Consider the following 26,153-nt stretch of genomic DNA (forward strand, 5'->3'; position numbering starts at 1 on the left):
ACCGGTCTCAGGTTCCGTCACCTGCAAGAGGCAACCCCCGGCGGTCCTGTCGCCCTCAAGGGCAGCCCTGCGTCACCCCGCCCGCAGCGCCATCGTCATCGCCTCCACCGCCAGCAAGGGCGCCACATTGCGGTCCAGGGCCGTCCGGCACGCGGCGATGGCCTCGATACGTCGCAGCGTGGCCTCCGGCGTACCGCCGCGGGCCAAGCGCTCCAGGGCGTCCTCCGCGTCCGTGTTGGCGAGGGCCGTGCGCGAGCCGAGCTGGAGGGCGAGGACATCGCGGTAGAAGCCGGTGAGGTCGGTGAGGGCCTGGTCCAGGCTGTCGCGCTGCGTGCGCGTTCTGCGGCGCTTCTGCTTGTCCTCCAGCTCCTTCATCACCCCCGCGGTGCCACGCGGCATACGACCGCCCTGCGCCGCGCCGAGCGCCGCCTTCAGCTCCTCGGTCTCCTTGGCGTCGAGTTCCTCCGCGAGCTGCTTGGAGTCCTCCGTGGCGGCGTCGACCAGTTCCTGCGCGGCTCTGAGGCAACCACCGATGTCGTCGACCCGCAGGGGCAGCTTCAGCACCGTGGCCCGGCGCTCCCGCGCGCGCTCGTCCGTGGCCAGGCGGCGGGCGCGGTCGACATGGCCCTGGGTGGCGCGGGCGGCGGCGTCCGCGATCGCGGGCTCGATGCCGTCGCGGCGTACGAGCATGTCGGCGACGGCGGCCACGGAAGGCGTGCTCAGGTTCAGGTGGCGGCAGCGGGAGCGGATCGTCGGCAGGACGTCCTCCAGGGACGGCGCGCACAGCAGCCAGACCGTGCGCGGGGCCGGTTCCTCCACTGCCTTCAGGACCGCGTTGGCCGACTTCTCGTTCAGCCGCTCGGCGTCCTCGACGAGGATCACCTGCCAGCGGCCGTTCGCCGGAGACGTGAACGACTTGCGGACGGTGTCGCGCATGTCGTCGGCGAGGATCTGCGTGCCCACGGCGGCGACCGTGGTCACGTCCGCGTGCGTACCGACGAGCGCGGTGTGGCAGCCGTCGCAGAAGCCGCAGCCGGGGCCGCCGCCGAGCGCGCGGTCGGGGCTCACGCACTGCAGCGCCGCCGCGAACGCCCGCGCCGCCTGTGTACGCCCCGCGCCGGGCGGGCCCGTGAACAGCCAGGCATGCGTCATCTTCGACGCCTCGGGCGGCGCGGCGTCGGCCGCCGCCGCGGTGACCAGGGCGTCGGCGTCACGGGCAGCCGCGGCAAGCTGCTCGCTCACCTTCGCCTGGCCCACCAGGTCGTCCCACACGGTCATGGGAGACCGCCTTCCGTCGTTCTTCCCGTCGTTCTTCGCCCCGCCGCGATCCATTGTGCGGGGCACCACTGACAGTGGGGTTCTCCACTGACAGCGGGGGTCGGGCAGCGGCATCGCGGCAGGCCCTCGGCCTGGTCCCGACCCTGCCCCGGCGAACCCGGTCGGGCCGGCCCAGGGTCAGCGCCGCCCGCGTCCCCGACCCTCGTCCCGGCCGTCGTCGTCGCGGGGGCCGAGCAGTTCGTCCGCCAGGGTCGGCAGATCGTCCAGCGGGGTCTCCTCCGCCCAGTCCGGGCGGCGCCGACGGGTCGGCCGGCCTTCGGTGTCCATCTGCGGCAGCTCGCGCGTACGCTCCTCGGCCCCGTCCGGTCGCGGCGCCGGGCGCTCGTCACGGAAGAAGCCCTGCGGCACACGGCGCGCGGGGTCGTCCCCGACAGCGGGCAGCACGGCCGTCTCGTCGGAGGCACCCGGCGCCACCGGCGGCAGAACCGCCGTCTCGTCGGCCGAACCCTGGGGTATCGGCAACTTCGCCGTGGTCTCCGCGTCGGACTCGGGGGCCTGCACCGCTGGAAGGACGGCGGTCTCGTCCGCCGCCCCGCCCGGCACGTTCGACGGCGTGATCAGCGGGGTGGGCACAGTGATTTCGTTGTCGGGCGTGGCCGCGTCGCGCGGCTCGCGCCGCTCACGCGACTCATGCGACTCACGCGGCTCGTGTCGCGTGGCGTCCGCCGACGCTCCGGTGGCCGTACCCCTGGCCGGTGTGGCGGCCGAGGTCGCCGCCTCGGCCGCGGCCCGGCGTGCCTCCTCCGCGCGCAGCAGCGCCTCCTCGGCCTTCCGCTGCTTGTCCAGACGCCGCGCCTCGGCCTCGGCGCGCAGCCGGGCTTCCTCCTCGGCCTGCTGGCGCAGCCGCTCTTCCTCGGCCTTCCTGCGCGCTTCCTCCGCCGCCCGTGCCTGTTCCTCGGCCAGCAGCCGCGCCTTCTCCTCCTCGGCACGACGACGGGCTTCCTCGGCCCGCTGCCGGGCCTCCTCCGCCTGCCGCTCGGCCTCGCGCCGCTGCGCCTCTTCCAGCTCGCGCCGCTTACGCTCCTCCTCCTCGGCACGAAGCCTGGCGAGCTGCTCCTGGCGCTCGCGCTCCAGCCGCTCCTCCTCGGCCTTGCGCGCGGCCTCCTCCTCAGCCTTCCTCCGGGCTTCTTCCTCGGCCTTCCTGCGCGCCTCCTCCTGGGCCTTCACCTCGGCCTCGGACAGCGGCAGCATCTGGTCGAGCCGATGCCGGATCACGGTCGTGACCGCTTCGGGACCCTGCCCGGCGTCGACGACGAGGTAGCGGCCGGGGGCCGCGGCGGCCAGGGCGAGGAAGCCGGAGCGCACGCGCGCGTGGAACTCGGCCGGTTCCGACTCCAGCCGGTCCGGCGCCTCGGTGAACCGCTCGCGCGCGGTCTCCGGCGCGACGTCCAGCAGGACGGTCAGATGCGGGACGAGGCCATCGGTGGCCCAGCGGTTGATCCGGGCGATCTCCGTCGGGGACAGGTCGCGGCCCGCGCCCTGGTAGGCCACGGACGAGTCGATGTACCGGTCCGAGATCACGACCGCGCCCCGCTCCAGGGCCGGACGTACGACCGTGTCCACATGCTCCGCGCGGTCCGCCGCGTACAGCAGCGCCTCCGCGCGGTGCGACAGACCGGCGCTGGAGACGTCCAGCAGGATCGACCGCAGCCGCTTGCCGACGGGCGTGGCGCCCGGCTCACGGGTCAGCACGACCTCGTGCCCCTTGGCCCGGATCCACTCGGCGAGGGCCTCGGCCTGGGTGGACTTGCCCGCGCCGTCGCCGCCCTCCAGGGCGATGAAGAAGCCTGCGGCGGCGGGCTGCTCCACGGGGTCGTCACCGCCCCGCAGCGCGTCGCGCAGGTCGTGTCGCAGCGGAACGCCGGAGCGGTCGTCCGCCTTGGCGAGGACGAGGGCGGCGACCGGCAGCAGCAGCGCGCCGACCAGCATCAGGACGAACGCGGCACCGCCGTGTTCGAACACGAACTTGCCGTTCTCCAGCCGGTGCGGCCCGATGAGCCCGGCGACCACCGGTGCCACCAGCGCTCCCAGGGCGACGAAGACCCGTACGACCGCGTGCAGGTGCTCGGTCGTCCGGGCGCGGCGGTGCTCCTCGGTCTCCTGGTCGAGCAGTGCGTGCCCGGTGTTCGCGGCGGCGCCCGCGCCGACACCCGCGAGCGCCACGATCAGCAGCACGGTGGTGACGTCCGGGACGAGACCCGCGGCGAGCAGCGCGACACCGGTGAAGGCGATCGCCAGCGCGAGCAGCCGACGACGCGAGAGGGACGGCAGCATGTGAGGCGCCGTACGGATACCGACGGCCGTACCGCCGGTCAGCGCGAGGATCAGCAGACCGTACGTCACCGGGCCGCCGTCCAGGTCCATGGCCTGCGGGGCGGAGACGGCGACGACGGCCGAGACGGCTCCGGCGACCGCCGCGCACGCGAGCACCAGGAGCAGGATCGCGCCCGTACGGCCCTTGTCGACGACCGTGCCCGTCCGGGGGCGGCGCAGGCCCTCCAGCGGCGACCGCGCGCGGGGCGTGCGGGTGTCGGGCAGTTCGAGGAAGGTGACCAGCGACAGGGAGGCGGCGAACAGCCCGGCCGCGACGTAGGCGGAGAGGGCCGCGTGGTGCTGGTCGAACCAGGCGATGCCCGCGCCGAGCAGGTTGTTCAGCAGCGACGCCACGACGATCCCGGCGGCGGCCAGGGGCACCGCCACGAACCGCGTACGCAGCGAGAGGCGCCGCAGCGCGTCCAGATGGTCCGGCAGCGGGCGCACCGTGGCGCCTTCCGGGGGCGGCGCGGGCAGCAGGGCGGGCGCCGCGCTCTCGCGGCACACGTTCCAGAAGCGTTCGGCGACGCCGGTCAGGAAGGCGGTGATCAGCAGCGCCGCGAGGGCGTTCGCCGGGGACCAGTCGATCCACAGGGGGGCGACGATCAGCAGGGCGGCCCGCAGTCCGTCCGCGCCGACCATGGTCCAGCGGCGGTCGAGCGGCCCCTCCTGGGAGGTCAGCGCGGTGAGCGGGCCGAGCAGGACGGCCCCGAAGAGCAGCGTGGCGAGGATGCGCGCGCCGAAGACGGTCGCGATAGCGAACGAGACGCCTCGGTAGCCGCCGCCGAAGGAGCCCTCGGTGATGGCCGCCTGGAAGGCGAGCAGGACCAGGACCAGAAGGGCGAGGACGTCGCCGACGCCGCCCACGAGCTGGGCGCTCCACAACCGCTTGAACTGCGGCCTGCGCAGCAGGGCGCGGACGGCGCGCTCGCGTGAATCCGCGATCAGGGCGTCGTCGGGGGCCGGGGTGTGGGCCGTTGGCTGCTCGGCTCGCGTCATGCTTTCAGCCTATCGGCAGCCACGGACAGTCCGGTGCTGCTGCCCGAACACGCGCACGCCCCGACACCAAAGTGTTGCCGGGGCGCATCGCGCAAACCATGACGGACCGTATGACGGGCCGCCGAGGAGAACACGGCGGCCCGCTGGGGAGAACGCGCGGGCTCAGTCCTCCGCGGCCTTCGAGGCGGCCGACGCCGCCGTCTTCCGGGCCGTGGTCTTCTTCGCGGTCGCCTTCTTGGCCGTGGTCTTCTTCGCGGCCGTCTTCTTCGCCGCCGTCGACGTCGCCTTCTTGGCCGTCGTCTTCTTGGCGGTGGTCTTCTTGGCCGCGGCCTTCTTCGCCGTCTTCTTGGCGGGCCCCTTGGCCCGCTTCTCCGCGAGCAGCTCGAAGCCGCGCTCCGGAGTGATCGTCTCGACGCTGTCGCTCGACCGCAGGGTCGCGTTGGTCTCACCGTCGGTGACGTACGGCCCGAAGCGGCCGTCCTTGACGACGACCGGCTTGCCGCTGACCGGGTCCTCGCCCAGCTCCTTCAGCGGCGGCTTGGCCGCAGCGCGCCCCCGCTGCTTCGGCTGGGCGTAGATCGCCTCCGCCTCCGCCAGCGTGATCGTGAAGAGCTGCTCCTCGGACTCGAGCGAACGCGAGTCCGTGCCCTTCTTCAGATACGGCCCGTAGCGCCCGTTCTGAGCGGTGATCTCGACGCCTTCCGCGTCCTTACCGACGACCCTCGGCAGGGACATCAGCCGCAGCGCGTCGGCGAGCGTCACCGTGTCCAGGGACATCGTCTTGAACAGCGAGGCCGTACGCGGCTTGATCGCGTTCTTGCCCGTCTTCGGGGTGCCCTCGGGCAGGATCTCCGTGACGTACGGGCCGTAGCGGCCGTCCTTGGCGACGATCGGCCGGTTCGTCTCGGGGTCCGTGCCCAGCGGGCGCTCCCCGCTCGGCTTGGCGAGCAGTTCCTCGGCCAGCTCGACGGTCAGCTCGTCCGGCGCGAGGTCGGTCGGGATGTCGGCGCGCTGATGCTTCTCGGAGTCCTTCTCACCGCGCTCGATGTACGGGCCGTAGCGGCCGACCCGCAGCACGATGTCGTGGCCCACGGGGAACGACGACACCTCGCGCGCGTCGATCGCGCCCAGGTCGGTCACCAGTTCCTTGAGGCCGCCGAGGTGGTCCCCGTCGCCGTTGCCGGCCTCCGCGGCACCGCCGTCGCCCGTGCCCTCGCCGAAGTAGAACCGCTTCAGCCACGGCACGGCCCGTGCCTCGCCGCGGGCGATGCGGTCGAGGTCGTCCTCCATCTTGGCGGTGAAGTCGTAGTCGACGAGCCGCCCGAAGTGCTTCTCCAGGAGGTTGACGACGGCGAAGGACAGGAAGGACGGGACGAGGGCCGTGCCCTTCTTGAACACATAGCCGCGGTCCAGGATCGTGCCGATGATCGACGCGTACGTCGACGGGCGACCGATCTCGCGCTCTTCCAGCTCCTTGACCAGGGAGGCCTCGGTGTAGCGCGCCGGGGGCTTGGTCGCATGGCCGTCGGCGGTGATCTCCTCGGCGGTCAGCGCGTCACCCTCGGCGACCTGCGGCAGCCGGCGCTCGCGGTCGTCCAGCTCGGCGTTCGGGTCGTCGGCGCCCTCGACGTAGGCCTTCAGGAAGCCGTGGAAGGTGATCGTCTTGCCGGACGCGCTGAACACGGCGTCGCGCCCGTCGGCGGCCGTGCCACCGATCCGGACCGTGACCGAGTCACCCGTGGCGTCCTTCATCTGGGAGGCGACGGTCCGCTTCCAGATCAGCTCGTAGAGCCTGAACTGGTCGCCGGACAGCCCCGTCTCCGCCGGGGTGCGGAAGCGGTCGCCCGACGGGCGGATCGCCTCGTGCGCCTCCTGCGCGTTCTTGACCTTGCCCGCGTACGTACGCGGCTGCTGCGGCAGGTAGTCGGCGCCGTACAACTGCGTGACCTGGGCTCGGGCCGCCGCGACCGCCGTGTCCGACAGCGTCGTGGAGTCCGTACGCATGTACGTGATGTAGCCGTTCTCGTACAGCTTCTGCGCGATCTGCATCGTGGCCTTCGCGCCGAAGCCGAGCTTGCGGCTGGCCTCCTGCTGCAGCGTCGTCGTACGGAACGGCGCGTACGGCGAGCGGCGGTACGGCTTGGACTCGACCGAGCGCACCGCGAACCGCGTGTCCTGCAGGGCGACGGCCAGCGCGCGGGCGTTGTCCTCGTCGAGGTGGAGCGTGTTCGCGCTCTTCAGGCGGCCCAGCGAGTCGAAGTCACGGCCCTGCGCGACCCGCTTGCCGTCGACCGTCGCGAGCCGTGCCACCAGGGACGACGGGTCGGAGAGGTCACCGGCGCGGCCCGTGCCGAACGTGCCGGTCAGGTCCCAGTACGCGGCGGAGCGGAACGCCATGCGCTCGCGCTCGCGCTCCACGACGAGCCGCGTGGCCACGGACTGGACACGGCCCGCCGACAGCCGCGGCATGACCTTCTTCCACAGGACAGGAGAGACCTCGTAGCCGTAGAGGCGGTCGAGGATGCGCCGGGTCTCCTGGGCGTCGACCAGCTTCTTGTTCAGCTCGCGCGGGTTGCGCACGGCCTCCTGGATCGCGTCCTTGGTGATCTCGTGGAACACCATCCGCTTGACCGGGACCTTCGGCTTCAGCACCTCCTGGAGGTGCCACGCGATGGCCTCGCCCTCGCGGTCCTCATCGGTGGCGAGGAAGAGTTCGTCGGAGTCGCGCAGCAGCTCCTTGAGCTTCTTGACCTGCGCCTTCTTGTCGGCGTTGACGACGTAGATCGGCTGGAAGTCATGGTCGACGTCCACCCCGAGACGCCGGACCTCTCCCGTGTACTTCTCCGGCACCTCGGCGGCGCCGCTCGGAAGGTCGCGAATGTGCCCGACGCTCGCCTCGACGGTGTAGCCGGGGCCGAGGTAGCCCTTGATCGTCTTCGCCTTGGCAGGCGACTCGACGATGACGAGTCGGCGGCCGCCCTGTGCGGTCTCGCTGGTCGGGGACAACTTCGCTCTTCTCTCCGGTCGACGTTGGCGCCTCCCCAGGCCTTCGTCTGGGGGTCGGATCATGGTGACGCTGCGGACTGTGACGGTACATCCCGTCCCCGTGTCGAAGGGGAAAAGCCCACAACGGCCACTCGAACGGTAACCCGACTACCACCATTCCTGCCGCCCGGAGTGTCCGGCATCTCCTCGAACCCTGTTCGGAGCGTCACCTTCCGGTTACTACGCTCTCCGGCGTCGCGCTACGGGGAAACCGCGACGTCACAGGCCACGTGAAGTGCCGAGCCACGGCGCGATCCCCGCTACGGCGACGACGCGCGCGTGGGCGGCATGCGATGTGGCTCACACCGCGGCTACGGGTCATCCGCGGCGTTGGCCGGTTTCGCTTCCCGCGGAGCCGCCCGTCACCGCCCGCCCCTCACCGCACCGGCTCCAAGAACCCCTGTTCGATCAGCAGCCGGATCTGGGCGGGCGTCCGATCGCGCAGCAGCACCGGGTCCTCGCCGACGAGTTGGGCGATGGCGTCGAGGATGCGACCGGCGCTCAGCGTGCCGTCGCACACGCCCGCGAAGCCCGCGCCGACCGTGTCCACCTTGGTGGCGCGGCGCATGCCGCGGTGCTGGCGCAGCACCACGTGCTCGGGGTCCTCGGCGCCGGGCAGCCCGACCTGTTCCTGGACGATCTCGGCGGCGAGCCTGAAGTGTCCGGCGAGCAGGGCCGCGTCGTCGTGCGCCCGCAGGTAGTCGACGCGGTCGAAGTGCGCGCGCACGGTGTCCCCGAGGGGCTGTTCGACCGGGTGCGGCCACTCCTCGACCGTGATCGAGGGCTCGGCGGCATCGGTCCTGCGCAGGGCGATCCAGCCGAAGCCGACCGCCCGCACCTTGCGCGCCTCGAACTCGTCGAGCCACGCGTCGTAGCGCGCCTGGTACTCCGTCGTGTCACGGCGGTGGTCCCCGGCGTCCCGCAGCCACAACTCGGCGTACTGCATGACGTCCTGGACCTCGCGCTGCACGATCCAGGCGTCGCAGCCGCGCGGCACCCAGGAGCGCAGCCGGTCCTGCCAGTCCTCCCCTTCCACGTGCTGCCAGTTGGCGAGGAACTGCGCGAACCCGCCCCGGTTCAGCCGCTCCCCCGACTGCTGAACGAGCGCGCGGCACAGATCGTCCCCGCTCATGCCGCCGTCGCGGTAGGTGAGCCGGGCGCCGGGCGAGATCACGAAGGGCGGGTTGGACACGATCAGGTCGTACGTCTCGCCGTCCTGGACCGGTTCGAAGAGCGAGCCCTGGCGCAGATCCGCGGCCGGGGCGCCGGACAACGCCAGCGTGAGCGCGGTGATGTGCAGCGCACGCGGGTTGACGTCGGTCGCGGTCACGCGCGTGGCGTGCCGGGTGGCGTGCAGCGCCTGGATGCCGGAGCCGGTGCCGAGGTCGAGGGCGGAGCCGACGGGGGGCCGTACGGTGATCCCGGCGAGGGTGGTGGAGGCGCCGCCGACGCCCAGGACGACGTTCTCCTCCGGGCTGCCGATGCCGCCCGCCCCGCCGACCGCGCAGCCGAGGTCGGACACGATGAACCAGTCCTCGCCACCGGGCCCGCCGTAGGGTCGTACGTCCACGGTCGCGGCGACCTCGTCCGTACCGGTGCGCAGCAGCCAGCCGGCCGCCACACACTCGTCGACGGGCAGCACACCCGCCACGCGCGCGTGCGGCACGGGCTGCTGCAACAGGAACAGCCGTACGAGCGCCTCCACCGGAGTGTCTCCGCGCGTCGCCCGGAGCGCGGGGACGTTCTCGCTCCGGGCGAGCGCCGCGTACGCGGGTGCGCCGAGCAGTTCGAGCAGCCCGTCGGCGGTGAAGGAGGCCGCGAGCAGGGCGTCACGCAGCTCCGCAGTGACATCGGTGTGGTCGAGGGAAGGCAGGGTGGCCGGACTGGAGTTACTCACGCCCCCATTGTGGCGTGGGAAGTCCCGTCGCCGGTGTCCCCCGCTGCGGCAGCCCGTTCCTCATTGCTCCGCGCGTACGTGTATGCGTACGTACGCGCGTACGGAGATCGGAGATACGTACGCGCGTACGGAGGGCGCCGAACGCGCCGCTCAGCCGGCCGACGGCGAAGCGGACGCGGAGCCGGGCTTCTTGCAGCTCTCCACCTTCGACATCGCCTTGCCGACGTCGCCCTCCACGAGCTGGTTCATCGCGTCGTCCCCGATCTTGCTCAGCTCTTTGCTCTGCTTCGCTATCCCGTTGAGCCCTACGACGAACTTCGTCTGGTCCTTGGTGTCGAGCTCGTCCGCCTGCTTCTTCAGATCGGCGTACGCCGCGGCCTTGTCGTCGAGCTCCTTGACGGCCTTCTTCTGCTTGGCCGCGCCGCCGTCCACATCCGGCGCCCCCGCCTTCTCGAAGGCCGCCCCGACGCCCTTGTGACCGTCCGACAGGTCCTGGAAGGCCTGGGCATAGGTCTTCTGGACCTCCTTCGGCGGCCTGGCCTCCGACTTGCCCTCCTCCAGCGCGGCGTTGGCCTCGGAGATCTTCTTCACCTGCGGCTTCGTCGCGTCACAGACCTTCGTGGCCCAGGCCGTCAGCTTCTCGTCGTTCCCACCGCTGCTGGAGCATCCCGACAGCGCCAGTGCCAGTACCGCACCGCCGGACAGTACGGCCGCAAGCTTCTTGTTCACCGGATTGGTCCCTTCCAAGGCTCTCTCGGCCCCGGAAGATACACGTCGCCCGGCCGACGCCCGGGTGACGAATGCCGCGTATGCCCGTCGTTGCGGCTGTTTGCACCAGGCGAGAGAAGGCTCACGAGAGTGGGCCGGACGGAGCGCACACGAACCGGGCGGGCGCACGGCGTCGTGATGAACGCTGTGCGCCCGCCCGGTCGGCGCAGGTACGGCCGCGTCGGGCCGGATGCGCAAGCGGGTGCCGGGGAACCGGCTAGGACACCACCGCCGGATCTGCTGACTTGGCGACCCTCTCGGCCTCGCCCTCCTCGTCACCGACCGCGATCCCGCGCCGCTTGGAGACGTACACGGCGAACATGATCACGAGCAGGGAGAGCACGGCGATCAGGATCCGGACGCCGACGTTCCTGTCACTGCCGTACGAGAACTTGATGACCGCCGGCGCGATGAGCAGCGAGACCAGGTTCATCACCTTCAGCAGCGGGTTGATCGCCGGGCCCGCGGTGTCCTTGAAGGGGTCGCCGACCGTGTCGCCGATCACCGTCGCGGCGTGCGCGTCGCTGCCCTTGCCGCCGTGATGACCGTCCTCGACGAGCTTCTTGGCGTTGTCCCAGGCGCCGCCGGAGTTGGCGAGGAAGACCGCCATCAACGTGCCCGCGCCGATCGCGCCCGCGAGGAACGCGCCGAGCGCCCCGACGCCGAACGTGAACCCGACGGCGATGGGCGCCATGACGGCGAGCAGACCGGGTGTGGCCAACTCCCTGAGGGCGTCCTTGGTGCAGATGTCGACGACCCTGCCGTACTCCGGCTGCTGCGTGTAGTCCATGATCCCGGGCTTCTCGCGGAACTGCCGCCGCACCTCGAAGACCACCGCGCCCGCCGACCGCGACACCGCGTTGATCGCCAGCCCCGAGAAGAGGAAGACGACCGCCGCGCCCACGATCAGGCCGACCAGGTTGTTGGGCTGCGAGATGTCCATCATCAGGCTCAGCGGTCCGCCGTCCCCGACCCGCTCGCCCACGTTCTGCGCGGCCGTTGTGATCGCGTCACGGTACGAGCCGAACAGCGCCGAGGCCGCGAGCACGGCCGTGGCGATGGCGATGCCCTTGGTGATGGCCTTGGTGGTGTTGCCGACGGCGTCCAGGTCGGTGAGCACCTGCGCGCCCGAGCCCACGACGTCGCCGGACATCTCGGCGATGCCCTGGGCGTTGTCGGAGACCGGACCGAAGGTGTCCATCGCGACGATCACGCCGACCGTGGTGAGCAGTCCCGTACCGGCCAGCGCCACCGCGAACAGCGCCAGCATGATCGATGTGCCGCCGAGCAGGAACGCCCCGTACACGCCGAGTCCGATCAACAGCGCGGTGTAGACGGCGGATTCCAGACCGACGGAGACACCGGCGAGGACCACGGTGGCGGGCCCGGTCAGCGAGGTCTTCCCGATGTCCCGCACGGGACGGCGGTTGGTCTCGGTGAAATAGCCGGTCAACTGCTGGATCACGGCGGCGAGCAGGATGCCGATGGCCACGGCGACCAGTGCGAGGATCCGCGGGTCACCGCTCTTGGCCCGGATCGCCACGTCGGAGACGCCCGTGAGGTCGGCGTACGACGACGGCAGATAGCTGAAGACGGCCACGGCGACCAGCGCCAGCGAGATCAGCGCGGAGATGAAGAAGCCCCGGTTGATCGCGGACATGCCGCTGCGGTCGGCGCGGCGCGGTGCCACCGCGAAGATGCCGATCATCGCGGTGACGACGCCGATCGCGGGCACGATCAGCGGGAAGGCCAGCCCGGAGTCGCCGAACGCCGCCTTGCCGAGGATCAGCGCGGCGACGAGCGTGACGGCGTACGACTCGAAGAGGTCGGCCGCCATACCGGCGCAGTCGCCGACGTTGTCGCCGACGTTGTCGGCGATGGTCGCGGCATTGCGCGGGTCGTCCTCCGGAATGCCCTGCTCGACCTTGCCGACCAGGTCGGCGCCGACGTCGGCGGCCTTGGTGAAGATGCCGCCGCCGACACGCATGAACATGGCGATCAGCGCCGCACCGAGGCCGAAGCCCTCCAGGACCTTCGGCGCGTTCGCGGCGTACACGAGCACCACGCAGGAGGCGCCCAGCAGCCCGAGCCCCACCGTGAACATGCCGACGACGCCGCCCGTACGGAAAGCGATCTTCATGGCCTTGTGCGAAACGGCGGTGAGATCCTTCTCCGGTTCGCCCGCCGCCGGGGTCGCCTCGCGCGCCGCCGCGGCGACTCGCACATTGCTTCGTACGGCGAGCCACATACCGATATAACCGGTGGCCGCCGAGAACGCCGCACCGATCAGGAAGAACACCGAGCGTCCGGCACGCTGATTCCAGTCGTCCGCGGGCAGCAGCATGAGGAGAAAGAACACGATCACGGCGAATACGCCGAGCGTGCGCAACTGCCGTGCCAGATAGGCGTTGGCGCCTTCCTGGACCGCTGCCGCGATCTTCTTCATGCTGTCGGTGCCCTCGCCCGCCGCGAGTACTTGCCGCACCAGGATTCCGGCGACCACGAGGGCCGCCAGGGCCACCGCCCCGATGACCATCACGATGTGACGGTTGCTGTCGGTCAGTACGGCGGCTGCGAGGGAAGTGGGGTAGTGAAACTGCTGAGGGGTGGAAAGCCCCGCCATTCGTCCTCCTTGACGCTTGGGCTGAGCTCAAGATGTGGACGGATTGTAGGTAGCGGAACCCGGTCAAAACAGGGCCAGGTAAACGGAAACGAGCCTTCACGCGCTCTTCAGCAAAAGATCGTGCACAAGGCATTGAACCCGAAAGCGGTAACGCCTCAAAGACATTGACGAGATGGACGCTTGATCAAATTATCGCGCAAATGACGGTGAAGCAATTCATGGATTGCGGTAGGACTGTACAAAAAGAAGGGCCCTGTCCATGTTCTGGACGGGGCCCTTCTGTGGTGACTCGTATGGCGTGACTCGTATGGCGTGACTCGTTCGGGGTGGTGAGCAGAGGGGGTGCGAGGAGGGTCAGGCGGGGAGCGTGCCGGGCGGCATGGCCGGCCAGCTCATCCTGATCAGTCCGCCGTCCTTGCCGACGGACACCTCGACATCGTCGACGAGGCCCTTGATGACCGCGAGGCCCATCTCGTCCTCCTCGGTCTCCGCATCCGGGTCGGCGGCACCGGGGCCACCCGGTGCTCCACCGATCGGCGCATGCGGCGCCTCGTCGCCGACCTCGATGGAGAACTGCTTCTCCTCCTCGGTCAGCATCACCCGCACCGGCGCCGAGATGCCGCTGCTCTGGTGCAGTCCGACGGCCCGAGAGCAGGCCTCGCCCACGGCAAGCCTGACCTCGTCGAGTACGGCCTCGTCCACCCCGGCCCTGCGCGCCACCGCTGCCGCCACCAGTCGGGCGGTCCTGACGTGCTCGGGCAACGCGCTGAAGCGGAGCTCAACGGTGGCCATACATCCCCCTCGGAACTTCGGGCGTGGGGTCCGGGAACCGGGCCGCACGAGCCCGGCACCCCTACTTGCTTCTGCCGTCCGGGCGCCTCGGCCCGGAACCGGTCAGTCGGTAGCCGCCACCGCGTCCTCGACCGAGGTGTGGATCGGGAACACCTTGGTGAGGCCGGTGATGCGGAAGATCTTGAGAATGCGCTCCTGGTTGCACACCAGCCGCAGGGAGCCCTCATGGGCACGCACGCGCTTCAAGCCGCCTACCAGCACGCCGAGCCCGGTGGAGTCGAGGAAGTCCACGCCCTCCATGTCGACGACGAGGTGGAAATTCCCGTCGTTCACCAGCTCGACCAACTGCTCACGCAGCTTGGGCGCGGTATATACGTCGATTTCGCCACCGACCTCGACGACCGTACGATCGCCGACGGTACGGGTCGACAGGGACAGGTCCACGGATCCTCCAGCACCTTGCTATCGAGCGGTCGCCCCTCGGGACACCTCGGCAGAGCCCCCGGGACGGTTCGCCAGCCGCGATGGCATTCAATCACTTACCGGCAGGCGTGCACGACGCCTTGGTCCCATTGTCCGTCACGCCAGTGACACACTCGGTGCCGATGGCCAAGAATCACCGATCCGATCGACCCACGGCGGACCCCGTGGCCCGCCTTGCCCCGGACACGGTCCTGAACCGGCTCGCCGCGGGGCCGAGCCGGGCTGCGCGCATCACCCATACGGAGCACCTGCCCTCACGCGAGGGCCGCCATGCCATCTGGCCGGACAGGATCCGCTCCGAGGTCATCGCCGCCGTCCGGGCCGCGGGTATCGAGCACCCCTGGGCCCACCAGGCGGTCGCCGCCGAGCACGCCCTGGACGGCGACTCGGTGGTCGTCGCCACGGGCACCGCCTCGGGCAAGTCGCTCGCCTATCTGGTACCGGTGCTGTCGCGCCTGCTGGAAGGTGCGGAGGCCCCGAACGGGCGCGGCGCGACCGCCCTGTACCTCGCCCCGACGAAGGCCCTGGCAGCAGATCAGTGCCGATCCGTGAAGGAACTTTCACAACCTCTGGGCACGGCGGTCCGCGCGGCCGTGTACGACGGTGACACGCCGCCCGAGGAACGCGAATGGGTACGCCAGTACGCCACCTACGTCCTCACCAACCCCGACATGCTGCACCGCGGCATACTGCCCTCCCATCCACGCTGGTCCTCCTTCCTCCGCGCCCTGAAGTACGTCGTCATCGACGAGTGCCACACCTACCGCGGCGTCTTCGGCTCCCATGTCGCCCAGGTCCTGCGCCGTCTGCGCCGCGTCTGCGCCCGCTACGGCTCCTCTCCCGTCTTCCTGCTCGCCTCCGCGACCGCCGCCGAGCCCTCGGTGGCCGCGGGCCGCCTCACCGGCCTCCCGGTCGTCGAGGTGGCCGACGACGCCTCCCCTCGTGGCGACCTGGTCTTCGCCCTCTGGGAGCCCCCGCTCACCGAACTGCATGGCGAGAAGGGCGCGCCCGTCCGCCGCACGGCCACTGCCGAGACCGCCGATCTGCTGACCGACCTGACCGTGCAGGGCGTCCGCTCGGTCGCCTTCGTACGCTCCCGCCGCGGCGCCGAGCTGATCTCGGTGATCACCCAGGAACGTCTGGCCGAAATCGATCGCTCCCTGGCCCGGCGGGTGGCCGCGTACCGCGGCGGCTACCTCCCCGAGGAGCGCCGCGCTCTCGAACGCGCGCTCCACTCCGGTGAACTCCTCGGCCTCGCCGCCACCACCGCACTCGAACTCGGCGTCGACGTCTCGGGCCTGGACGCCGTCCTCATCGCCGGCTACCCGGGGACCCGGTCCTCGCTGTGGCAGCAGGCGGGCCGCGCCGGCCGGGCCGGACAGGGCGCCCTGGCTGTCCTGGTCGCCCGCGACGACCCGCTGGACACCTTTCTCGTCCACCATCCCGAGGCCCTCTTCGCCCAGCCGGTCGAGTCCACCGTCCTCGACCCGGACAACCCCTACGTCCTCGCCCCGCACTTGTGCGCCGCTGCCGCCGAACTCCCGCTGACGGACGAGGATCTGGAGCTGTTCGGACCCGCCTGCGAGGAACTGCTGCCGCAGTTGGAAGCCGCGAAGCTGCTCCGCCGCCGGACGAAGGCCTGGCACTGGACCCGTCGTGAGCGGGCCGCCGACCTCGCCGACATCCGCGGCCAGGGCGGGCGCCCCGTGCAGGTCGTCGAGACGGGCACCGGGCGACTGCTCGGCACGGTCGACGCCGGCGCCGCGCACACGACGGTGCACGAAGGGGCGGTCCATCTGCACCAGGGCCGTACGTACCTGGTGCGTTCCCTCGACCTGGAGGACTCGGTCGCCCTGGTCGAGCAGGCCGACCCGCCGTATTCGACGATCGCCCGCGACACGACGTCCATCTCCGTCCTGGAGACCGACATCGAGGTCCCCTGGGGCGAGGGCCGGCTGTGCTACGGATCCGTCGAGGTCACCAACCAGGTCGTCTCCTTCCTCCGTCGACGTGTGATCACCGGCGAGGTACTGGGCGAATCAAAACTGGACCTCCCTCCTCGTACGCTGCGCACCCGTGCCGTGTGGTGGACGGTCACCGAAGACCAACTGGACCATGCCCGGATCAACCCGGAGATCCTCGGCGGCGCCCTGCACGCCGCCGAACACGCCTCGATCGGCATGCTTCCGCTGTTCGCCACCTGCGACCGCTGGGACATCGGCGGCGTCTCCGTCCCGCTCCACCCGGACACCCTGCTGCCCACGGTCTTCGTGTACGACGGCCACCCGGGCGGCGCGGGCTTCGCGGAACGCGCCTTCCACACGGCCCGTGCCTGGCTGACCGCCACCCGCCAGGCCATCGCCTCCTGCGAGTGCGAGGCGGGCTGCCCGTCCTGCATCCAGTCCCCCAAGTGCGGCAACGGCAATGACCCGCTGCACAAGAGGGGGGCGGTGCGCCTTCTCACGGTGCTGTTGCGCGGGGCGCCGGAGGAGAAGGAGAGCCGGGCGGCCGAGCCGCAGGAGGAGAGCCGGGCGGCGCCGGGGACGCCGTCGTCGGCCCCACCGGATCCGCCGGGCCCGCTCTCGCCCTGACCTCGGCGGAGAGCGGCCCCACGGCCGTAGCCGCCGTGACGTCCGAGATACCGCCCATGACGACGCACCGCAGCAACCGGCTGCCCTGGGCTTCCGCGACGCGGTGCGCCGTGGCGCACGCCGCCTCACTTCCCTCCGTCCAGTGGTCGGCGGCGGCGAGCGCCGCCAAGTCGGCCGCGGCAGCGGCACGATGGCGCGCCAGCACGGCCTTCCCCTGGAACAGCAGCACCCCGAACACGGCGCACAGAGCGCCGATCAGACACACCACCCAGACAGTCGCCGAGCCGCGGTCCGAACTCAGCGACCGCATCCGGGTGTTGAAGGCCACCAACCCGGAGCACCGGCTCTCTCCCGTCGGCCCGCGCTTCCTCGCGCGCCCACCCGCCGGTTCATGTCTCCTCACTGGCCCACCCCCACCGCGTCCTCCGCCGACGCCACTGCTTCTTGACGTACTTCGAGCGGCAGCGCGGCCGGACCCGGCGTACGGGCGAGGACCGTCACATGCACCAGGTCGCCCTGGCGGCTCGTGGTGACCTTCGCTCCCTTCGGCGCGGCCCGCGCCGCCGTGTCCTCCACCACACCGGGTGACTCCTGCCGGGCCGCCGCCCGAGCCCCTGCCCGAGCGGCGTCCACACACTGGATCTGCGCGGACACGGCCAGCAAGGCCCAGACGAAGACGCCGAGGACGAACACCAGGACAGGCAGCACGACCGCGGCCTCCGCCGTCACGAACCCACCGTCCCGGCGCCCTCCGCAGCGTCTGGGACGCCCCTTCTCCCCATCACATCCGGACATCGAGCGCCCGCTTCACGATTCCCTGCAGTTCCTCGCTGACCTGCCCGCTCGTCAACACCTTGTAGAGGAGCGCCGCGAAGGCCACTGCCGCGATAATGCCGACGGCGTACTCCGATGTGACCATGCCCGCGTCCCCGCGCACGGCCGCCCGTACCCGCCCTGCCAACGCCCGCATCCGGGCTCGTACTCGTTCTGTCTTGCACATCTCAACCCCCGTGCAGTTCTCGTCCTGTCGACCTGACCGATCCGTTCGGGCTGTTCGATCCGCTGGAACCGATCGGTCCGTCCGGTGCCTCCCGGCCACCGGGCCCATCCGATCCGTCGTCGTTCACCGCGTACCGTGCGCGGTCATCCGCCACCTCCTTCCAGGAGCCCTCCCGCGAGTCCGATCACGACGGGGAGCACCCCGACCGCGATGAAGGCGGGCAGGAAGCACAGCCCCACCGGCGCGGTGACCATGACGCCCGCCCGGCGCGCCCGTGCCGTCGCGGCGCGCCCCCACTCGGCACGGGCCTGTGTCGCGAGGCGCCCGACGGGCACGGCCGCCGGTACGCCGGAGTCACCCGCCCGTTCCAGAAGCCGTGCCAGCGCTCCGGCGCCGGGAAGGGCGGCCAATCGCCGCCACGCGTCCGCCGGGTCGCCGCCGAGCCGCACCTCGGCCGCCCCGCGGGCCAGCCGTTCGCCGACCGGGCCTCCCAACGCCTCGCCCACCGCCCGAGCGGCCGACACGGGGCTCGCGCCCGCGGTGATGCACGCCGCCAGCAGATCCGCGGCCAGCGGAAGCCGACGGGCCACCTCGGCGGGGTCGTAGTCCCGCGTGAGGCGGTTGCATTCCTCCCGGGCTCGCCACCGCTTCACACCGACTCCGGTGATCACCCCGGCGACCAGTCCGCCCACGCCTCCGATCAGCACCCACCCGACGCACAGCGCCCCCACGACCGGCAGCCACCGCCGAACGGTGTTCCGCACTTCGTTCCGCCGCCGCACGCCGTCGGGCACCGGGCCCGGCCCCTGCGGTACCCGCAAGCCCGCCCGCGCCCGCATGTTGCGTCGAGCGAAGGGGATCCAGGGCGTTCCCGAACTGCCTTCCTCGCACGTGCTGTTCTGCGTCAGCGCCGCGTCCAGTCGACGCCGCACTCTCCGCTCACGTCCTGCCGTGACGAGCAGCCACGCCGCCCAGCACAGCGCGGACGCTCCCCAGACCACTCCCCACCTGTGGACGGTCTCGGCGCTCATGCCGCCTCCGCTCCCCGCACGATCCGCAGCGCCCACCACAGCCCCGCGCCCTCCAGCACGCCGCCGAGCACAAGGCAGGCCAGGCCCGCGCCCGTGTGCAGCAGTACGTGCAGTGGGCGGGCGCCGAGCCCGGTGCCGAGCAGCAGACCGAGGACCGGCAGGCCCGCGAGCAGCACCGCCGTCGAACGGGCCCCCGCCAACTGGGCCTGCAGGTCGGCCCGTTGATCTCGCTCGGCGCGCAGCGCCGCCTCCAGCCGGTCGAGCCCGGAGGCCAGGCCCGCACCGCGGTCCACGGCCACTCGCCAGCACGCGGCAAGTCCCGACAACCCGTCGGCGCCCGGCTGCTGTGCCGCCTTGGCGAGTGCGTCCGGCACATCCCCGCCGAATCGCGCTGCCGCCAGCACCGTCGCCTGGGCCTCGCCGAGGCCACCATCGTCACGGGCCACGCGCAGCAGCGCCTCGCCGGGTTGGCACCCCGCGCGCACCTCTCCGGCGAGCGCCCCGCACAACGCGATCACCGCCTCGCCGCGCCGGTCGCGCGCCAGCCGCGCCTCCCGCGCGAGCCGCACCCGGCGCAGCAGAGGCACACCCCCGACCCCGGCCAGCAGGGGCAGGACGGACGCACCGAGCACCGCGATCACCGCACCCACGGCGACCGACCACCACTCGACCCGCAACCTCCGCACACGCGCACGAACCCCTGCCCAGGGCGGGGAACCGCCCCCTGGTGCCTCGCCGCCGCCCGTGACCAGCAGCCGGGCTCGCCGCCCCGACGTGCTCGAGGCGCTCATCACCCATGCCGCCGTACCGGCACACACCAGTCCCGCACCCACCGACAACTGTCCGACCTCCGTCACGGCGCCTCACTCCCCTCGCTCCCACCTCGCAGCAGCTCCCGCAGCCGCTCCCAGCCCCGCTCGCGGGTGAACGCCGTGGCGCCCCACCGCAGCGCGGGCACGGTCACCACCAGGCCCGACGTGTCCCGTTCCAGCACATGGACCTCCGCGATCCGGCGCCGCCCGTTCCGGTCGCGCACCAGGTGGAGGACCACCGACAGCCCAGCCGCCAATTGGCTGTGCAGCGCGGCACGGTCCAGGCCCGCCGCCGTCCCGAGCGCCTCCAGCCGGGCCGGCACCTGCGCCGCCGCGTTCGCGTGGAGCGTGCCGCAGCCGCCCTCGTGACCGGTGTTCAGGGCAGCGAGCAAAGACACAACCTCGGGACCGCGCACCTCGCCGACGACCAGCCGATCGGGTCTCATCCGCAGCGCCTGCCGCACCAAGTCCTCGAGCTGGACGAGCCCCACGCCCTCCTGGTTCGCGGGCCGTCCTTCCAGGCGCACCACATGGGGATGGTCGGGCCGCAGCTCCGTCGAGTCCTCGGCCAGCACGATCCGTTCGGACGGCGGGACCATGCCCAGCAGCGTGCTCAGGAGCGTGGTCTTCCCTGAACCGGTTCCGCCGCTGATCACATAGGAGAGCCGAGAAGCGATCAGCTCCCGCAGGACGCGGTCACCACCCGGCGGCACCGTCCCCGCCGTGACCAGTTCGTCAAGGGTGAACGCCCGTGGCCGTACGACCCGCAGGGACAGACAGGTCGAGCCGACCGCGACGGGCGGCAGAACCGCATGCAGCCGGGTGCCGTCCGGCAGGCGGGCGTCGACCCACGGTCTGGCGTCGTCGAGCCGCCGCCCCGCAACGGCCGCCAGGCGTTGTGCGAGACGGCGTACGGCCGCCGCATCGGGAAAGGACACCGGCGTCAGCTCCAGCCCACCGCCCCGGTCCACCCATACCCGGTCCGGGGCCGCCACCAGGACGTCGGTCACGGTCGGATCGGCGAGCAGGGAGTCCAACGGGCCGCTACCGACCAACTCGGAACGCAACTGGTGGGCAGCGCCCAGCACTTCCGCGTCCCCGAGCACCTTTCCCTGCGCCCGCAGGGCCTGTGCCACATGCGCGGGAGTCGGCTCGGCCCCGCTCTCGGCCAGCCACTGCCGCACGCCGTCCAACAGCCGTGCGCGTTCGCCGATATCGGTCGCGTACCCAAGTCCCTCACTCGCCCTCGCATCACGCCTCGCGCCAGGGTCCGCGCCCACCGGCTCAACCCAGCTCGTACTCATGCGTCAGTCCCCCGCCCCGCCGACGCCCGCTCCCAGAAGGCCGAGCAGAACCGGGCGAGCGGCCCCCGCACCGCTCCTCCGGGCGGTACCGAGCCGTCCGGCGGCGGTGTCTCGTACGGCACTTCGCCGACCAGCGGAAGTCCCAGCAGCCGCGCCACCTCACGGTCGTCGAGGCCGGGCGCGTACGGCCCTCGTACCGCGATCCGCAGATCGGCCAGGACCATGCCGACGGCGGTCGCCACCCGTCGCGCGGCGGCGATCGCGCGCAGCTCGGCGGGGACCACCAACACCCCGACGTCCACTTGGGCGAGGACTTCCGCGACGCCCTCGTCGACGCGGCGCGGAAGGTCCACGACGACCGCGCCACCGCGCCGCCGGCCCGCGGCGAGGACGGCACGAACCGCCTGAGGCGGGACAGCGACCGTGTCGCCCCGGTCCCAGCTCAGCACCCGCAGTGCGTGCAGCTCGGGCAGGGACTCCTCCAAGGCGCCACCCCCGACCCGGCCGCGGGATGCGGCGAACGCCGGCCAGCGCAGTCCTTCGGCGGTCTCTCCACCGAGGAGCACATCGAGCCCGCCGCCCAGTGGATCGGCGTCCACGAGCAGCGTGCGCGTCCCCTCTCGTGCCGAGGTGACGGCCAGGGCGCAGGCCAGTGTGGACGCGCCGGCCCCGCCGCGGCCTCCCATGACGCCCACGGTGAGCGCGGGCCTGCCCACCCCTTCGGCCACGTCGGCGATGCGGTCGACAAGCCATTGCTCACCGTCCGGCAGCAACAGGACATGGTCGGCGCCGATCTCCACGGCCCGCCGCCAGACGTCGGAATCGTCCTGATCCCGCCCGACCAGCACCACTCCGCGTCTGCGCACGGCCCCTCGTACGCGGCGCACCGCATCGTCGCCGACGATGACGAGCGGCGCGGCCTCCCAACTGCCCCGAGGCCGGGGCACCCCGGGATGGACCTCAGGTCTGGCGCCCGCCGCCGCGCACAAGCGCAGCAAGTCGTCGAGGAGTTCGGCGTCCTCGGTGACGATCAGCGGCCCGCTCCGTCGTCCTTCGGCGACGGCCGCCCCGTCCTGTGTGATGGCTCCCGCCACGATCTCCAGCCCCCTTCGCTGCGTCTTCCGCCCGGCACGCGGCGCCCTTGTGGCCCCGCGCTTCCCGCTCGTGCGGAGAACCGGCAACCGGCCTCCATATGAACGGCCGATACGAACCGGCCATACGCGCTCGACAAACCGAACCGGCCATGAACTCGCCGGCGGTGGGAGCGCGTTGGAATCACGATGCAGCGGTCCCGGAAATCATGTGGATCTTGGTCGAAAACTGTGGACTGCTGAGTGGTTGTGAATATCGCTGTCACCCATAACGGTGAGCCCTCGATGGCTTCCACAGAGCAGCGCGACGGCTACGTACCGTGACGGATCTTGGGAGTGAGCGATCATCGCCCGGAGAGCCGCTGCACGGCTCCGGAACGGACTGAGGAGAGGCGAAAACCCACCCGGACATGCGACGACCCCCGCCGGGGGGGAGAGCGGGGGTCGTCCCCACGGCCGACTCGGGGGGGGAGGAGTCGGACCGGGTTAGCACGGTCGCGAACGATCCGTGACTTCCATGGTGTACCCGAGAGCCTTCTCAGGCAAACCCACACGCCTCACCTTACGCCGAATGGTGGGCGCCTATGCTCGGAGCCGTGGAAAACCACTCCTTGCCCCGGACAGCGGCCTTCTTTGATCTGGACAAGACGGTCATTGCGAAGTCGAGCGCACTCACCTTCAGCAAGTCCTTCTACCAAGGCGGACTGATCAACCGCAGAGCCGTCTTGCGTACCGCATACACCCAGTTCGTGTTCCTGGCGGGCGGCGCCGACCACGACCAGATGGAACGGATGCGCGAGTATCTGTCCGCGCTGTGCCGCGGTTGGAACGTCCGACAGGTCAAAGAGATCGTCGCCGAGACGCTTCACGACCTGATCGACCCCATCATCTACGACGAGGCCGCCTCCCTCATCGAGGGCCACCACACCGCCGGACGCGACGTCGTGATCGTGTCCACATCCGGCGCTGAGGTGGTCGAACCGATCGGTCACCTGCTCGGCGCCGACCGGGTGGTGGCCACCCGGCTGGCCGTGGGCGACGACGGCTGCTTCACGGGCGAGGTGGAGTACTACGCGTACGGGCCGACGAAGGCGGAGGCGATCAGGGAACTCGCCGAGTCCGAGGGGTACGACCTTGCGCGCTGCTACGCCTACAGCGATTCGGTGACCGACCTGCCGATGCTGGAGTCCGTCGGCCACCCGCACGCGGTGAACCCGGACCGGGCGCTGCGCCGTGAGGCACTCACGCGTGAGTGGCCGATTCTGGACTTCCATCGACCGGTCCCGCTCAAGCAGCGGCTGTCCGTACGGCCGCGCCCCGCGCTCGTCGCAGCGGCCGCGATAGGCGCGGCAGTGGCGACCGCAGGACTGGTCTGGTACGCGAACCGACGACGGACACCAGCCGTGTGAGCCCACGCGTGCGCCCGCAGGCTCACCTCACGCGCCCGGTTCATACCTCTTTGAGTAGGAAAGTAAAGAAGCTCATCCAGGACTTCCACTCACTTCGGCCCTGGAGTACAAAGGACTTAAGGCCCGCGAGACCAAAGGAAGCCATCCGAAAGGATCACCTTTATAACGCAACTGGCCCCACGGACCGAAGCATGAACACTGGGCACCCACGCGACGTCGACCCGTCGATTACGGGCCAGCCGCACCAGGAGGCGGGCAGAAGTTCCCGACCTGATGGGCAACACATCGAGGACGCTTGGTAACCCGATGAACATGCCAGCGGCGGTACGAGATCTCGTACCGCCGCAACTCTGTGACAAAGGGCCCGCACCGGGTCCTCCCTCATGACCACGTGCCGCCCAGGGACTACGCCGCGCCGCGCTGGAGCGCCTCGCAGACCGCGGTGGACTCGCGGGCGCCCAGCTCGACCGCCTTCGCGCAATGGGCGATCCACACCGCCATGCCCTCCGGGGTGCCCGACGCATAGCCGTCGAGCGCCGCCGCATAGGCCGCGCGTCCCAGTTCCGCGTGGCCGACCTCCGCCGAACAGACCGCCTTCGGGTCGAGACCGCTTCCCACGAGAACGATGCGCTGGGCGGCCCGCGCGACCAAGCCGTTGTGAGAGGCGAAGGGACGCAGGGCGAGGAGTTCGCCGTGCACGACAGCCGCGGTGACGAGGGCGGGGGCCGAACCACCCGCGACGATCAGCTCGGACAGTCCCTCGAGGCGACCCGACACCTCGGCCGCACTGGGCAACGGCAGCTCCACGAGCGGCTCGTCCACCGGCTCGCCGTCCTGTCGCGGGCGCCCTACCCCGAGGCCGGAGTCCGCAGCCGCCACCAGGTGCAGCCGCGCCAGCACCCGAAGGGGCGACTGCCGCCAGATGGACAGCAGTTGCCCTGCCTCCGCGGTCAGCCTGAGAGCCGCGCCGACCGTACGGGCCTCGTCCTCACCGCTGAAGTCCGTGCGCCGGCGCACCTCCTCCAGGGCCCAGTCGGCACCGGACAGTGCCGCCGAACCGCGCGCGCCGCGCAGCGCCGCCTCGGAGGTGATCTCGTTGCTGCGGCGCCGCATGATCCGGTGTCCGTAGACCCGGTCCACGGCCTTGCGTACGGACTCCACGGACTCGGCCACACCGGGCAGCGCCCCCAGGGCCGCAAGCGGATCGGTCGCACCTGTCGAACTCATGAGTCCGACCCTACGCACCCTCACATCCCTTCCTTCGAAGGAGTGGTCTTCTTCACGCTCGGCTACCACGTACAGCCATCACACAGCTACGCTTCGTGAACATGAAAATTGCTTTCGTCGGGAAGGGCGGCAGCGGCAAGACCACCCTGTCCTCCCTGTTCATCCGCCATCTCGCCGCCGCCGGAGCACCCGTCGTCGCAGTCGATGCCGACATCAACCAACACCTCGGGGCCGCGCTCGGGCTGGACGAGGAGAAGGCCAGGGCGCTGCCCGCCATGGGGGAGCGACTGCCGCTGATCAAGGAGTACCTGCGCGGCTCGAACCCGCGGATCGCCTCCGCCGAGACGATGATCAAGACCACACCGCCCGGCGCAGGCTCACGGCTGCTGCGCGTCCGGGAAGACAATCCGGTGTACGACGCCTGCGCGCATCCGGTGCGACTCGACGAGGCCGACGTCCGGTTGATGGTGACCGGCCCCTTCACCGACGCCGATCTGGGGGTGGCCTGCTACCACTCCAAGACGGGAGCGGTGGAGCTGTGTCTGAATCACCTGGTGGACAGCCGTGACGAGTACGTCGTGGTCGACATGACGGCGGGTTCGGACTCCTTCGCCTCCGGCATGTTCACCCGCTTCGACATCACCTTCCTCGTCGCCGAGCCGACCCGGAAGGGGGTCTCCGTCTACCGCCAGTACAAGGAGTACGCCCGCGACTTCGGGGTCGTCCTGAAGGTCGTCGGCAACAAGGTGCAGGGTCAGGACGACATCGACTTCCTCCAGGCGGAGGTCGGTGACGACCTGCTCGTCACGATCGGGCATTCGGACTGGGTGCGTTCCATGGAGAAGGGCCACCCGCCCCGGTTCGAACTCCTCGAGGACGCCAACCGCCGCTCGCTGCGCGTTCTCCAGATGGCCACGGACGCCACGTACGAACTGCGCGACTGGGAGCGCTACACACGCCAGATGGTTCACTTCCACCTGAAGAACGCGGCGAGTTGGGGCAATGAGCGCACCGGCTCCGACCTGGCGGCACAGATCGACCCGGACTTCGTCCTCGGCGAGGGCCTGACCGCTGCGGTGTGAGTGCCCCGCCGAACCGGTCGGGGGCGCTTGGGCCTTGGCCTCCGACCGGTCGACCATGAAGCGGCATTCCATGGTCGGCGGCTTGTAGGGATGCCCGAGGAAGGACGCGCGCCGCATCAGCAAGCCGCGCAGCCCTTCCGCACTCCTTCCCACCTCTGCCCTTTCCCTCATCACGCCGCCTCTGAGCGGCTCATCCCGGCGAGCAGCCGGCGGTCGCGGTGACACAGGTGCAGCCATAGCGACGCCCGCGACGAGCCGCTGGGGTGGCGTCTTTCCCCCCCCCGCTCTGCTCCCTTCAGCAGAAGCCGCCGTGCTGCCAGGTGCTCTGCGGCGTCATTCGGGTCCCGG

General features: G+C 71.1%; 18 protein-coding genes and 1 pseudogene. 3 read left to right on the forward strand and 16 right to left on the reverse strand.

What is annotated here, in order from left to right; translation table 11 throughout:
- Window positions 1-72 precede the first annotated feature (72 nt).
- From NGF19_RS13320 to bldG, 8 genes are all read right to left on the reverse strand, one after another.
- Window positions 73-1,278 carry a DNA polymerase III subunit delta' gene (locus NGF19_RS13320; RefSeq protein ID WP_252425069.1) on the reverse strand — a complete coding sequence of 402 codons (1,206 nt, stop codon included), beginning with the start codon at window positions 1,276-1,278 and terminating at the stop codon, window positions 73-75.
- A 177-nt stretch (window positions 1,279-1,455) separates the two neighbouring features.
- Window positions 1,456-4,650, reverse strand: coding sequence for a dTMP kinase (gene tmk / locus NGF19_RS13325; RefSeq protein ID WP_252425070.1), 3,195 nt, complete (start codon window positions 4,648-4,650; stop codon window positions 1,456-1,458).
- Window positions 4,651-4,812: 162 nt separating this feature from the next.
- Entirely contained in the window at window positions 4,813-7,656 is a 2,844-nt protein-coding gene (gene topA, locus NGF19_RS13330; protein ID WP_252425071.1) for a type I DNA topoisomerase, read from the reverse strand.
- 415 nt (window positions 7,657-8,071) lie between these two features.
- Entirely contained in the window at window positions 8,072-9,592 is a 1,521-nt protein-coding gene (locus tag NGF19_RS13335; protein ID WP_252425072.1) for a DUF7059 domain-containing protein, read from the reverse strand.
- 150 nt (window positions 9,593-9,742) lie between these two features.
- Window positions 9,743-10,339, reverse strand: coding sequence for a small secreted protein (locus tag NGF19_RS13340; protein ID WP_252425073.1), 597 nt, complete (start codon window positions 10,337-10,339; stop codon window positions 9,743-9,745).
- A gap of 238 nt (window positions 10,340-10,577) precedes the next feature.
- Window positions 10,578-12,983: a sodium-translocating pyrophosphatase gene (locus tag NGF19_RS13345; protein WP_252425074.1), complete on the reverse strand. Its 2,406-nt coding sequence runs from the start codon at window positions 12,981-12,983 to the stop codon at window positions 10,578-10,580.
- A 354-nt stretch (window positions 12,984-13,337) separates the two neighbouring features.
- Window positions 13,338-13,775: an ATP-binding protein gene (locus tag NGF19_RS13350; protein WP_252425075.1), complete on the reverse strand. Its 438-nt coding sequence runs from the start codon at window positions 13,773-13,775 to the stop codon at window positions 13,338-13,340.
- Between the two features lie 102 nt (window positions 13,776-13,877).
- Window positions 13,878-14,219, reverse strand: a complete 342-nt coding sequence (gene bldG / locus NGF19_RS13355) for an anti-sigma factor antagonist BldG (protein WP_252425076.1) — start codon at window positions 14,217-14,219, stop codon at window positions 13,878-13,880.
- Window positions 14,220-14,299: 80 nt separating this feature from the next.
- On the opposite strand from bldG, the gene sftH reads away from it, so the two are divergent.
- Window positions 14,300-16,849, forward strand: a complete 2,550-nt coding sequence (gene sftH, locus NGF19_RS13360; protein WP_252425077.1) for a DEAD/DEAH box helicase — start codon at window positions 14,300-14,302, stop codon at window positions 16,847-16,849.
- Window positions 16,850-16,889: 40 nt separating this feature from the next.
- Here sftH and NGF19_RS13365 read toward each other — a convergent pair.
- The 7 genes and pseudogenes from NGF19_RS13365 to ssd all read right to left on the reverse strand — a co-directional run.
- Window positions 16,890-17,159 (reverse strand): annotated as a pseudogene (locus NGF19_RS13365) (Rv3654c family TadE-like protein); the annotation flags it as partial.
- 89 nt (window positions 17,160-17,248) lie between these two features.
- Window positions 17,249-17,578: a TadE family type IV pilus minor pilin gene (locus tag NGF19_RS13370; protein ID WP_308288482.1), complete on the reverse strand. Its 330-nt coding sequence runs from the start codon at window positions 17,576-17,578 to the stop codon at window positions 17,249-17,251.
- A 52-nt stretch (window positions 17,579-17,630) separates the two neighbouring features.
- Window positions 17,631-17,849 (reverse strand): DUF4244 domain-containing protein, encoded by a 219-nt coding sequence (locus tag NGF19_RS13375; RefSeq protein WP_252425079.1) that lies wholly within the window; start codon window positions 17,847-17,849, stop codon window positions 17,631-17,633.
- 143 nt (window positions 17,850-17,992) lie between these two features.
- Window positions 17,993-18,880, reverse strand: coding sequence for a type II secretion system F family protein (locus tag NGF19_RS13380; RefSeq protein WP_252425080.1), 888 nt, complete (start codon window positions 18,878-18,880; stop codon window positions 17,993-17,995).
- Window positions 18,877-19,737 carry a type II secretion system F family protein gene (locus NGF19_RS13385; RefSeq protein WP_252425081.1) on the reverse strand — a complete coding sequence of 287 codons (861 nt, stop codon included), beginning with the start codon at window positions 19,735-19,737 and terminating at the stop codon, window positions 18,877-18,879. Before NGF19_RS13385 ends, NGF19_RS13380 begins: the two co-directional genes overlap by 4 nt.
- Entirely contained in the window at window positions 19,734-20,996 is a 1,263-nt protein-coding gene (locus tag NGF19_RS13390) for a TadA family conjugal transfer-associated ATPase (RefSeq protein WP_252425082.1), read from the reverse strand. Before NGF19_RS13390 ends, NGF19_RS13385 begins: the two co-directional genes overlap by 4 nt.
- Window positions 20,993-22,090, reverse strand: coding sequence for a septum site-determining protein Ssd (gene ssd, locus NGF19_RS13395; RefSeq protein WP_252425083.1), 1,098 nt, complete (start codon window positions 22,088-22,090; stop codon window positions 20,993-20,995). The genes NGF19_RS13390 and ssd overlap by 4 nt, the downstream gene beginning before the upstream one ends.
- 581 nt (window positions 22,091-22,671) lie before the next feature.
- Here ssd and NGF19_RS13400 point away from each other — a divergent pair.
- Complete coding sequence (locus NGF19_RS13400) at window positions 22,672-23,496, forward strand: HAD family hydrolase (protein ID WP_252425084.1); 825 nt, start codon at window positions 22,672-22,674, stop codon at window positions 23,494-23,496.
- 405 nt (window positions 23,497-23,901) lie between these two features.
- Here the strand turns inward: NGF19_RS13400 and NGF19_RS13405 are convergent, their stop codons facing one another.
- Window positions 23,902-24,723, reverse strand: a complete 822-nt coding sequence (locus tag NGF19_RS13405) for a Fic family protein (RefSeq protein ID WP_252425085.1) — start codon at window positions 24,721-24,723, stop codon at window positions 23,902-23,904.
- 101 nt (window positions 24,724-24,824) lie between these two features.
- Between NGF19_RS13405 and NGF19_RS13410 the strand changes: the two genes are divergently transcribed.
- Complete coding sequence (locus NGF19_RS13410; protein ID WP_252425086.1) at window positions 24,825-25,805, forward strand: ATP-binding protein; 981 nt, start codon at window positions 24,825-24,827, stop codon at window positions 25,803-25,805.
- Window positions 25,806-26,153 lie beyond the last annotated feature (348 nt).

Origin of the sequence: Streptomyces macrolidinus, assembly GCF_023887685.1 — a bacterium.
Taxonomy (GTDB): domain Bacteria; phylum Actinomycetota; class Actinomycetes; order Streptomycetales; family Streptomycetaceae; genus Streptomyces; species Streptomyces macrolidinus.